10 protein-coding genes are annotated in these 11,693 nt (G+C 62.1%); 8 read left to right on the top strand and 2 right to left on the bottom strand.

Features of this window, described 5'->3' with window-relative positions:
- Window positions 1–3: 3 nt before the first annotated feature.
- From ACA056_RS09540 to ACA056_RS09510, 7 genes are all read left to right on the top strand, one after another.
- Window positions 4–798 (top strand): ABC transporter permease, encoded by a 795-nt coding sequence (locus tag ACA056_RS09540; RefSeq protein WP_008148452.1) that lies wholly within the window; start codon window positions 4–6, stop codon window positions 796–798.
- Between the two features lie 7 nt (window positions 799–805).
- Entirely contained in the window at window positions 806–1,096 is a 291-nt protein-coding gene (locus ACA056_RS09535) for a (2Fe-2S)-binding protein (protein WP_497272215.1), read from the top strand.
- A 289-nt stretch (window positions 1,097–1,385) separates the two neighbouring features.
- Window positions 1,386–2,741, top strand: coding sequence for an FAD/NAD(P)-dependent oxidoreductase (locus ACA056_RS09530; RefSeq protein WP_497272213.1), 1,356 nt, complete (start codon window positions 1,386–1,388; stop codon window positions 2,739–2,741).
- Window positions 2,738–3,853 (top strand): NAD(P)/FAD-dependent oxidoreductase, encoded by a 1,116-nt coding sequence (locus tag ACA056_RS09525; RefSeq protein ID WP_497272211.1) that lies wholly within the window; start codon window positions 2,738–2,740, stop codon window positions 3,851–3,853. The genes ACA056_RS09530 and ACA056_RS09525 overlap by 4 nt, the downstream gene beginning before the upstream one ends.
- Window positions 3,854–3,871: 18 nt before the next feature.
- Window positions 3,872–4,918 carry an ABC transporter substrate-binding protein gene (locus ACA056_RS09520; protein WP_497272209.1) on the top strand — a complete coding sequence of 349 codons (1,047 nt, stop codon included), beginning with the start codon at window positions 3,872–3,874 and terminating at the stop codon, window positions 4,916–4,918.
- A gap of 401 nt (window positions 4,919–5,319) precedes the next feature.
- Window positions 5,320–6,333, top strand: a complete 1,014-nt coding sequence (gene zapE / locus ACA056_RS09515; RefSeq protein WP_497273506.1) for a cell division protein ZapE — start codon at window positions 5,320–5,322, stop codon at window positions 6,331–6,333.
- A 210-nt stretch (window positions 6,334–6,543) separates the two neighbouring features.
- Entirely contained in the window at window positions 6,544–7,932 is a 1,389-nt protein-coding gene (locus ACA056_RS09510; protein ID WP_497272207.1) for a leucine-rich repeat-containing protein kinase family protein, read from the top strand.
- Here ACA056_RS09510 and ACA056_RS09505 read toward each other — a convergent pair.
- Window positions 7,929–8,636, bottom strand: a complete 708-nt coding sequence (locus ACA056_RS09505; RefSeq protein WP_046032546.1) for a YebC/PmpR family DNA-binding transcriptional regulator — start codon at window positions 8,634–8,636, stop codon at window positions 7,929–7,931. The two genes, ACA056_RS09510 and ACA056_RS09505, sit on opposite strands and share 4 nt — an antisense overlap.
- A 232-nt stretch (window positions 8,637–8,868) precedes the next feature.
- Between ACA056_RS09505 and ACA056_RS09500 the strand changes: the two genes are divergently transcribed.
- Entirely contained in the window at window positions 8,869–10,293 is a 1,425-nt protein-coding gene (locus ACA056_RS09500) for a type VI secretion system Vgr family protein (protein ID WP_497272205.1), read from the top strand.
- Window positions 10,294–10,296: 3 nt separating this feature from the next.
- Here the strand turns inward: ACA056_RS09500 and ACA056_RS09495 are convergent, their stop codons facing one another.
- A complete protein-coding gene (locus tag ACA056_RS09495; protein ID WP_497272203.1) occupies window positions 10,297–11,688 on the bottom strand; it encodes an FAD-dependent oxidoreductase in 1,392 nt (463 codons plus the stop codon).
- Window positions 11,689–11,693: the final 5 nt, after the last annotated feature.

The raw sequence follows: 11,693 nt of genomic DNA, 5'->3' as shown, positions 1-11,693 counted from the left end.
GTCATGTCCAAGAACGGTCCTTTCGCCCTGCTGTTCCATACCCTGGTGGTGCTGTTCATGCTGGCGCCGCTGGTGGTGGTTTGCCTGGTGGCCTTCACCCCGGAAAACACCTTGAGCCTGCCCACTACGGAATTTTCCCTGCGCTGGTTTCGCGCAGTGTTTGAGCGTGCAGACTTTGTCGATGCGTTTTACAACAGCCTGATCCTGGCCTTTTGCGCTGCCAGTCTGGCGACGCTGATCGCGGTGCCTGCGGCGCTGGCGATCACCCGCTTCGAGTTCCCCGGACGCGACTTTCTCAACGGTCTGTTCCTGTCGCCGATCATCATTCCGCACCTGGTGCTGGGTGTGGCGTTGCTGCGTTTGTTTGCGCTGATGGGCGTCAACGGCAGCTTCGCCTGGCTGATCTTCGCTCATGTGCTGGTGATCACACCGTACGTGCTGCGACTGGTATTGGCGTCGGCCATCGGCCTGGATCGCAGCGCCGAACACGCCGCGCAATCGCTCGGTGCCGGGCGCTTCACGCTGTTCAGGGAAATTACCTTGCCTATGATTCTGCCGGGGGTGGCCGGTGGCTGGCTGCTGGCGTTCATCAACAGTTTTGATGAGGTCACGCTGTCGATTTTCGTCACCTCGCCGGCCACGCAAACCCTGCCGGTGCGGATGTACGTGTACGCCACCGAATCCATCGATCCGATGATGGCGGCGGTGTCGGCACTGGTGATTGGGCTGACGGCGCTGACGATGATTTTGCTCGACCGGGTTTACGGCCTGGATCGGGTTCTGGTGGGCAAACAATGAGGGCGCCATGGCTCTGCTGAAACGACTGGCCGAAGGCGACCGCCCGGCCCTGGACTTTACCCTCGACGGCACACCTGCCACCGGCCTGCTCGGCGACACCTTGCTGACGGCAGTGCTGACCTGCAGCGAGCACTTGCGCGGCAGCGACTTCAGCGCCGAACCCCGCGCCGGTTTTTGCATGATGGGTGCGTGTCAGGACTGCTGGGTTCGACTGGGCGATGGTCGACGCGTGCGCGCCTGCTCGACGCTGCTCGAAGCCGGGCAGCAGATCAACCGCGAACCGGGGCGGTCCCTATGAACACCTTTCCTACCAGCAGTAACCGTATCCCCTGTGGGAGCGAGCCTGCTCGCGATAGCGGTCTGTCAGCCAGCAGCAATGTTGAATGTGCCGCCCTCTTCGCGAGCAGGCTCGCTCCCACAGGGGTTCGGCGGCGTTCACGAAACCCGGGCGCAACCCCCATCAACTGTGGGAGCGAGCTTGCTCGCGATAGCGGTCTGTCTGCCACCACATCTGTTGAATGTTCCGCCGTCATCGCGAGCAAGCTCGCTCCCACAGGGGTTCGGCGGCGGTCACACATGAGGTGGGTATGAATTCGGTGGTCATCATCGGTGCCGGTCCGGCCGGCATTCGTGCCGCACAAACCCTGGTCGCCCACGGTGTTCGCCCGGTGCTACTGGACGAAGCAGCACGCGGTGGCGGGCAGATTTATCGTCGCCAACCGGCAAACTTCAAGCGCTCGCCAGTCAAGCTGTATGGCTTCGAAGCCGGCAAGGCCAGCGCGTTGCATCAGACGATTGATGAGCTGCGCGAGCAACTCGATTACCGTCCCGAGACGTTGGTATGGAACGCCGAGGATGGCGCGCTCGACACCGTGCATGAGGGCCGCGCCGCGCAGCTGGCGTTCTCCCGCGTGATCGTCGCCACGGGCGCCACCGACCGGATTCTGCCGGTGCCGGGCTGGACCCTGCCGGGGGTTTACAGCCTCGGCGCAGCGCAGATTGCCCTCAAGTTTCAAGGCTGCGCCATCGGTGAACGCGTGGTGTTCGCCGGCAGCGGGCCGTTGCTGTACCTGGTGGCGTATCAATACGCCAAGGCCGGCGCCAAGGTGGTCGCGGTGCTCGACAGTTCGCCCTTCAGCGCTCAGGCCCGGGCCCTGCCCGGCCTGCTCTCGCAACCGGCCACCCTGGCCAAAGGCATCTATTATCGCAGTTGGCTGACCGCCCACGGCATCCCGGTGCATCAGGGTGCCAGCCTCACAGGCATCAACGGCGAACAGCGTGTGCAATCGCTGACCTGGCGCAACGCCAAGGGCAATCAGTGTCTGGATTGCGACGCCGTCGCCTTCGCCCATGGCCTGCGCAGTGAAACCCAACTCGCCGATCTGCTCGGCTGTGAATTCGCCTGGAACCCGCTCAACCGCGCCTGGCTACCGCAGCGTGACAGCGCCGGTCGCAGCAGTGTCGCCGAGGTTTACCTGGCCGGTGACGGTGCCGGCATCATGGGCGCCGATGCGGCCGAAATGGCCGGCGAACGCGCGGCCCTGGCGTTGCTTGAAGACGTCGGTTACCTGATCCCACCGCAACGTGGGGCGCAATTGGAGCAGGCGCTGGGACGGATCGATACCTTCCGCCAAGGTCTGGAACGGGCCTTCATCTTTCCCGAGCATTGGGCCGCCGATGCCCCGAATGACGTGATGATCTGCCGCTGCGAAGAAGTGCGCGCCGGCGACATCCGTCAGGTCGTACGCGAAGGCCATTGGGAAATCAATCGGGTCAAGGCCCATTGCCGGGTCGGCATGGGTCGCTGTCAGGGACGGATGTGTGGCGCCGCCGCCGCGGAAATCATTGCCTGCGAAAGTCAGCGCTGCGTGTCCGACATCGGCAGGCTTCGGGCTCAGGCGCCGATAAAACCCCTGCCGTTTGGTCTGGAGGTCGAGTCATGATCGAAGTCGATGCCGTCATCATTGGCGGCGGTATTGTCGGTGCCTCCGCCGCGCTGTTTCTGAGCAAGGCCGGGCGTCGCGTGGCGCTACTGGAGCGTGACTTCTGTGGCTCGCATTCCAGCGGCGTGAACTACGGCGGCGTACGGCGTCAGGGGCGACCACTCTCGCAACTGCCGCTGTCGCAACGGGCACACGACATCTGGGGACAACTGCCGCAGCTGATTGGCATCGACGGTGAGTATCAGCGTAGCGGCCATCTGAAACTGGCCCGCAGCCTCAACGATCTGCACGCCTTGCAAGACTATGCCGCCAGCAGTCGGGGCTTTGGCCTCGATTTGCAGGTACTCGAGCGCAGTGAATTACGCGCACGTTTTCCGTGGGTCGGCGAGGTGGCGGTCGGTGCCTCGTTTTGCCCCGATGACGGTCACGCCAACCCGCGACTGGTCTCCCCGGCGTTTGCCCGGGCGGCGCGTCGGCACGGTGCGCAGGTTCATGAACAATGCGCGGTGACGGGGGTGGAACACGACGGTCAGCGCTTTCGCGTCAGCACGCAAACCGGTCTGGAGCTGCAGGCGCCCTGGCTGCTGAATTGCGCCGGGGCCTGGGCCGGCACTCTGGCAGAACAATTCGGTGAGGCGGTGCCGATGTACGCCGGGCACCCGGCGATGCTGGTCACCGAGCCGTTGCCGCTGGTGATGAATGCCAGCACCGGGGTCGAGGGTGGCGGTATCTATGCCCGCCAGGTCGCTCGCGGCAATTGCGTGTTGGGTGGCGGCCAGGGTTTTGCCCTCGACGGCGCCCGTGCCCGGCCCGGTCAACACGCCGTGATCGAGATTCTGCGTCAGGCGGTCGAGCTTTATCCGTTTCTTGAAGGCGCCCAGGCGATTCGCACCTGGAGCGGCACCGAAGGTTACCTGCCCGATCGCCAACCGGTGATCGGCCACAGTGGCACTCAACCCGGTCTACTGCACGCGTTCGGCTTTGCTGGCGCGGGCTTTCAGATCGGCCCCGCGGTGGGCCAGGCGCTCACCGAAATCATCTGCAGCGGCGCCTCAAAGACGCCACTGGATGCGTTTTCCATCACCCGGTTTCACTCCATCTCCGTTGCTTGATAGAGGAAGGTCGCGCCAATGAATAACGTCAAACGCAGTGCACTGCTCGGTTTCTCCTGTCTGACCACCCTGCTCACGGTCACCCAGGCCCAAGCCGAACCGACGCTTTACCTGGGCATGAACGGCGGGACCATGGAGCGGCTCTACGCCGACAAGGTGCTGCCGGTTTTCGAGAAGGCCAACAACGTCAAAGTGGTGATTGTGCCCGGCACCTCCGCCGATATTCTGGCCAAGGTCCAGGCCAGCAAAGGCAACCCGCAGATGCACGTGATGTTCCTCGACGACGGCATCATGTACCGCGCCATCGCCATGGGGCTGTGCGACAAACTCGAAGACAGCGCACCGCTGGCGCAGATTCCTGCCAAGGGCCGCATCAAGGATCAAGCCGTAGCGGTCAGCCTTGGCGTGACCGGGCTGGCGTACAACACGCGTCTGTTCAAGGAGAAAGGCTGGACCGCGCCGACCTCGTGGATGGACATGGCCGACCCGCGTTTCAAGGACAAACTGGTGTTCCAGTCGATGGCCTCCTCGACCTTTGGCCTGCACGGATTCCTGATGTTCAACCGGATCCAGGGCGGCAGCGAAACCGACGTCGAGCCAGGTTTCAAGGCTTGGCCGAATACCGTCGGGCGCAACGTGCTGGAGTACATTCCGAGCTCGGCGAAAATTTCCGAAATGCTTCAGACCGACGAAGCCGCGCTGTTCCCGCTCACGCCGACCCAGGTCACCGCCCTGAAACTCAAGGGCATGCCGGTGGAGTATGCGCAACCGAAGGAAGGCGCCGTGGTGCTCAACGTGGCCGAATGTGCCATCGCCAACAACACACAACCGGAACTGGCGCAGAAACTCGCCGCGTTCTTGCTGACGCCTGAAGCGCAGGCCGCCGCGCTTGAAGACGGCGACCAGATCCCGTCCAACCCGAATACCCCAACCACCGACAAGACTCGCGGACAGGTCGAGGCGATGAAGCAGTACCTGACCACTGCCATTGCGATCGATTGGGATCAGGTCAACGAACAGCGCCCGGCGTGGAATGCGCGGTGGAATCGCAGTATCGAGCGCTAGATAACTGACCCAACAAGATCTGGCGAACACCACAACACCTGTGGCGAGGGGGCTTGTCGGAACGCCGCATCGCCCCGTTGGGCTGCGAAGCGGCCCCAAAACGATACACCTCGGTTTATCAGAAATACCGGGGTGAATGGTTGTGCGACTGCTCCGCAGTCCAACGGGGGCAAGCCCCCTCGCCACAGGAGCTTCATCGACACAACTGGAATGAAAATCCCCCCTTTGGTTAGACTACGGCGCGGCAGCTCGGGGAGCTGCCTGACGATTACGGGGTAACCTCACAGTGGCCGTTCGACCGCCCAACCGTTCGCGACTCACACCACGCTGGCCTGCGCTACGCCGCTTGTTCGGCAAGTCATCGGCGGCATCCGCCGGTTCACACCGCGACCGGTCGAGTCATCCACGACTACTTCCACCGCAAGGCCCACACCCAGGGTTACACCCTCAACCATAGCCAACTGCGCGTCATCGACTGCATGGCGCAACACGTCGCAGCGCTGTCGGGCACCTCGACAAAAACGCTTCCCGGTCTTTACCTGCACGGCGCCGTGGGTCGCGGCAAGAGCTGGCTGCTCGACGGGTTTTTCCAGGCCCTTCCCATCGCGGAAAAACAGCGCCTGCATTTTCATGAGTTTTTTGCGCAACTACACCAAGGAATGTTCAGTCATCGCGATCAGCCCGATGCGCTGGAAACCACCCTGGATGAACAGCTGCGCGATTGCCGGGTGCTGTGTTTCGACGAGTTTCACGTCCATGACATCGGCGATGCGATGCTCATCACCCGGCTGTTCAAGGCATTGTTCCGCCGAGGCATCCTGCTGCTGGTCACCTCCAACTACCCACCGGAAGGCCTGCTGCCCAACCCGCTGTACCACGCGCGCTTCAAACCGGTGATCGACCTGATCAACGCGCACATGCAGGTCATGGAGGTCGGCGGCCCCCACGACTACCGCAGTCAGGCGAGAACCCACGCCCAGCAGCTATTTACCCAAGGCCAGTACGTCTGGCCAGCCACGTTGGCGCAGCGTCAGTCGTTGAACCTGCCCGAACGCGCCGCGCCGGCCATTCAACTGCCCGTCGGAACACGGAGCCTTCAAGCCCGACACTACGAAGGACGAACCATCGGTTTCACCTTTGGCGATCTGTGCGACCACCCCACAGCGGTCATGGATTACCTGGAGCTGTGCCGACGTTTCGATCATTGGTTCATCGATGAACTGCCCAACCTCGCCGAGTGTTCCATCGCCGCCCAACAGCGCTTCATCAACCTGGTCGACGTCCTGTACGACCAGGACAAGCACCTGATTCTGCTCGGGCAGCAGTCTTTGCGCGAAAGCCTGGGCGGCGATGCCATCGATCTGGCGCGCACGCGCAGCCGGTTGGGGCAGTTGGTGGAAGTCAGGGATCCGTAGGTTTTGTGGTGCAGCTCAGGCCGCTATCGTCGGAACGCCGCCCGGAGCAAGCTCGCTCCCACAGTTGACCGAGTTGTCTGGACGGATGCGATCTAATGTGGGAGCGAGCTTGCTCGCGATAGCGGTGTGACAGACACCACACCTTTGCCGGTATCATGTCGCCCATTTCCAGGCCCCACGCCTTCCCTTTGATCAATAGTGAATCTATTCATGGATACCCTTGCTCAACTGCGCGCCGGCCAACTGTCGGGCGTTACCCGCCTGGACCTCACTGGCGGCCTGACGGAGTTTCCGCGAGAAATCTTCGACCTGGCGGACTCGCTGGAAGTCCTCGACCTCAGCGGCAATGCCTTGAGCAGCCTGCCGGACGACTTGCACCGCCTGACCCGTTTGCGCGTGTTGTTCTGCTCGGACAATCTGTTCACCGAACTGCCCGACTGCCTGGGCCAATGCGCCGCACTGACGATGGTCGGCTTCAAGGCCAACCGCATTGAACGCGTACCAGGCGCGGCTCTGCCACCGTTGCTGCGCTGGCTGATCCTGACCGATAACTGCATCACTGAACTGCCCGCCGAGCTGGGTGAATGCCCGCACCTGCAAAAACTCATGCTTGCCGGCAACCGCTTGCAACGTTTGCCGGAGAGCTTGCGTCATTGCCATCGACTCGAACTGATCCGCATCGCCGCCAACCGGTTGACCGAGTTGCCCGAGTGGCTGCTGACCCTGCCGAGCCTGACCTGGCTGGCGTACGCCGGTAACCCGCTGGAGACCGAAGCCGATGCGGCCGCTCTCGAAGCCACGCCCCGCACTCCCTGGTCCGAACTGCGTCTGGACCAGCAACTGGGCGAAGGCGCGTCGGGGGTGATTCATCGGGCTAATTGGGATCGACCGGGCCAACCGGCCACACAGGTCGCCGTCAAACTCTACAAAGGCGAGATGACCAGCGATGGCTCGCCGTTGCACGAAATGAACGCCTGCATCACCGCCGGTAGTCACCCCAACCTGATCCGGGTTGAAGGGCGCATCGTCGGGCATCCAGAAGCCCAGGCCGGGCTGGTGATGCAATTGATCGATCCGAGCTATCGCAATTTGTCCGGGCTGCCGAGCCTGGCGTCCTGCACCCGCGACGTTTACGACAACCACACCCGGTTCAGCGCTGACGTGGCATTGCGCATCGCCTGTGGCATCGCCTCGGCAGCCGAGCATTTGCACCGGCATGGCATCACCCACGGCGACCTCTACGGCCACAACATTTTGTGGAACGAGCACGGTGATTGCCTGCTGGGGGATTTTGGCGCCGCGTCGTTCCATGCCATCTCGGACAGCCTTGAAAGCCGTGCGCTGCAACGGATCGAGGTACGGGCGTTTGGTGTTTTGCTGGGGGAGTTGTTGGAGCGGATCGACTCGGAGTTGAGCGATGAAGGTCGTGTGCAGCTGGAGCAATTGCAGCAGCGCTGCTATCAGTCGCAGGTGCTGGCGCGACCAGGGTTCAGCGAGCTTGTTCAGGCGCTGACGGTATTGGCCTCAACCACTGGAAGCCAACACAAACCTGTGGCGAGGAACCTCGCCACACGTCATCACACGCTCGAAGCGGTTTAACCCGCCAACCCGACAAACATGTCCTGCACGTCATCGTGGTTATCGAGGCCTTCGAGGAAGGCTTCGACTTCAGCCATCTGCTCATCGCTTAGACCGCTGACGGGGTTTTTCGGCTGATAGCCCAACTTGGCCGACAACACGGTGAAACCTTGCTCGGGCAGGGCTTTCTGCACAGCGTCCAGGTCCGCAGGCTCGGTCAGGAACAGGGTCGTGCCCTCTTCTTCGCCCGGCTCGAAATCCTGGGCGCCGGCTTCGATGGCGGCCATTTCCGGATCGGCGTCAGGGCTGTCCGGAGACGCCTCGATCATGCCGACATGGTTGAAGTCCCACGCTACCGAACCGGAAGCGCCCAATTGGCCCTTGCGGAACGCGACGCGGATTTCAGCGACGGTGCGGTTGATGTTGTCGGTCACGCATTCAACGATCAGCGGCACCTGGTGCGGTGCGAAGCCTTCATAGGTCACGCGATGGTATTGCACGGTTTCGCCCAACAGGCCCGCGCCTTTCTTGATCGCGCGATCCAGGGTTTCCTTGGGCATCGAGGCTTTCTTGGCCTGTTCAACCACCAGACGCAGGTGCGCGTTGGTGGCAGTATCGGCACCGTTACGGGCAGCGATGGTGATTTCTTTTACCAGTTTGCCGAAGATCTTGCCCTTGGCGTTAGATGCCGCTTCTTTGTGTTTAACCTTCCACTGTGCGCCCATTACTCACTCTCTTGATCTGTGGCGCCGAGACATCTATTGGCCGACGCATGGCGCAAGTTTATACGCCCTAAAGTTGGCAATCGACCAAAAAATCCACCCTGTTCACCCGCATGACGAATCGACATCTTCACCGGCAGTTGTAGGGCGATTCTGAAACTTCGATTTGCGGTGACCATAAAGGGCTGTGGTTTCGTACCCTCTGCGCCCGAATTCCATGGCAGAAGCGCGTTCGATGCACAACGACAAGGAAAGTCCCTTCACCCTGACACTCCTCGACGGTGATTTGAGTTTGCAGGTGTTGCAGTTCAATGGCCGAGAAACCCTCAACCAACCCTATCGATTCAACATCGAAGTGATCGGCCTCGCACCGGCCATGAACCTCGACCGATTGCTGCAACAGCCGGTGTTCCTCAGCCTGATGGAGGGCCAGGGTATTCACGGCGTCCTTCACAGTGCCAGTCGCGAGCATCGCGGCCCCCACCGGATCGGCTACAAACTGGTGCTGGTGCCCTACCTTCAATGGCTCGACCGGCAGCGTTCACGCCGCGTCTTTCATCACCTCAGCGTACCGATGATCCTGCGCCAACTGCTGGAGGAACATGATGTGCCCGAGGGGAGCTATCGCTTCGAATTGTCGAACGGGCACTATCCGCTCCGACCTTTTTGCATTCAGTACGAGGAGAGCGATCTGGCATTGCTGCAACGGCTGTGTGAAGAAGAAGGCATTCACTATCACTTCGAACATCAGCGCGACGGGCATGTGCTGGTCCTGGCGGATGACAGCCTGAGTTTTCCCCAGGAACCAGTCCTTACGCCTTTCCAGGGCAACGCGCCCGAAGACAGTGATGTGCCGGTGATCAGTGAGTTGTTCCAGCGCCATGACTCGCCGCCCTTTCCCTCACGACTGGAGGCCAGGAACCGTGGCTCGCAAAAACCCGACGAGGGAGCGGCCAACCATGCTTTCAGCAAACCATTGCCGGTGATGGTCCGCCCCGCTCCCGAGCACATCCATCGCGATCAAACTAGCCGTCGACATCTGGAACGTCTGCGTTGCCAGCACCTGCAGATCCACGGTCGAAGCACCCAGAGCGCACTGCGCAGCGCACGGATTGTGCAAGTGTCAGAACATCCACTGTCGAATTTCAACGATCAGTGGCTGCTCACCGAAACCCGGCATCAGGGGCAACAACCTTCGATTCTTGCCACCGACAAACCCGTTACTGTCCGCCATTACCGCAATCAGTTCACCGCCATTCCCTGGTCAACGGTCTTCAGGCCGGCGCTTAAACAGACCAGGCCGAGCATCCCGGGTTATCAGCCCGCCCGGGTGCTGGGCCCTGTCGGGCAACCGGCGGCGCTGGATGATCGAGGTCGAATACAGGTCAGGCTGTGGCCAACAGCGCAAGCGAATCCGCTTGAATCTGCCGGTCTCTGGTTACCGGTCGCCCTTGCAACGCCGGACGGTCGGATTGACCCGTCCAGCCTGCCAAAGGCCGGCAGCGACGTCCTGATCAGTTTTCTCGACAGCGACCCGGACCGGCCGGTGCTGTGTGTCGGTATGGGCCATCCCCCCCGCACTCGGCCCGTTCCCAAGCCACGTCGCGATAGCCACTTGCTGCTCGACTGGCTGGTCAATCGCTCGGACCTCACGCCCTGACACTCAGCCCTTGTCGGCCTTGCCTGCCGCCGCCGCGAACTTCGCCAGACGCACATCCAGATGCCGTGGCCGGCGCCCGTGATCCTCGGCGCGTTCCTTGCGGCGGATGGCGTTGCGCACCATCAATGAGCCGAGGTAACGAATCGGTTCCGGCGGAAACAAGCCCAACGGGCCGTTGACCAGAGGTGAACGGGTCCAGGCGTTGTCCAGTCCCTGGACCATCGAGGCGAGAATCTGCCCGCCCATGTGACACGGGCCGACCCCGCTGCCGGAGTATCCGAAGCCGTAAAACACGTTGCCGCTGGCACTCATCAGGCCGAAGAACGGCAAACCGGTGACGGAGCGATCAGAGGGACCGTTCCAGGTCGCCTCGACCTTGACCTGGGCAAACGCCGGAAAGAACTCGCTCAGGCTGTGCTGCAATAAACCGGCATAGGGCGATGGTTGATCGAACACCGGCAACATTCGCCCGCCGTAAGCAAAGGTATTGCCGCCCTTGCCGAGCATAATTCGGCCGTCCGGGGTGTTGTGGTAGTAGTGCACAAAAATCCGCGAATCGAGCACGGTGACGCCGCTGGTCAAACCGATCTCCTGGAGCAGATCAGGTCGCGGTTCGGTGATCAGCATGTCGCTGGAAACAATCGCCACACTGCGCTCGAACTGTGGAAACGCCCGGGCCATCCACGCGTTCATCGCCAGCACCACGCGATCCGCGCGAACGGTGCCGTTCGGGGTTTGTATCCCCGCAGGCTTGCCCTCCTGCAACCCGGTCATGGCGGTGTGCTCGTGAATCCTCACCCCGAGTTGCAAGGCGACCCGGCGCAAGCCGCGCACCAGTTTGCCCGGTTGCACGCTGGCCGCCGCCGGGGAAAACCAGCCTTCCAGATGTTTGCTGGAACCGGCCATGCGTTGCACATCGGCCACCGGCCGTTGGGTGAAAGAGTTGATGCCATTGCGTTCCAACGCCGCGATCACGGCGTCGGTCGAGCCGCATTGGGCGCGGTTGGTGGCGGTGTAGAGCGTGCCGTCGAGGCGGTAATCGGCATCCACCGCGTACTGCTCGCAAAAGGTGCCGATGGCATGGATGCTGTGCTCCGATTCCTTGACCAGTCGCACGGCTTCTTCGACGCCGAACAGCCGTTCAAGGGTGAAGTACTTGGCCGACCACGACAGTGCACAACCACCGTTTCGACCACTGGCGCCGGCACCGCAGATGTCGGCCTCGATCAGCAGCACATCCAGTTCGGGGTTCTGTTCCTTGAGCATGATCGCGGTCCACAGCCCGGTGTAGCCGCCGCCGACGATGCAGACGTCGGCGCGGGTGTCGCCCGCCAAGGGTTCGCATGGCGCGCAGGACTCGGCCGCCAGCGCCTGTTCCAGCCAGAAAGGTCTCATGGGTC

It is taken from the genome of Pseudomonas sp. LBUM1666, from assembly GCF_059695775.1.
The sequence above is the reverse complement of the archived record's forward strand: the minus strand, read 5'-3'. Positions and strand labels throughout refer to the sequence as shown.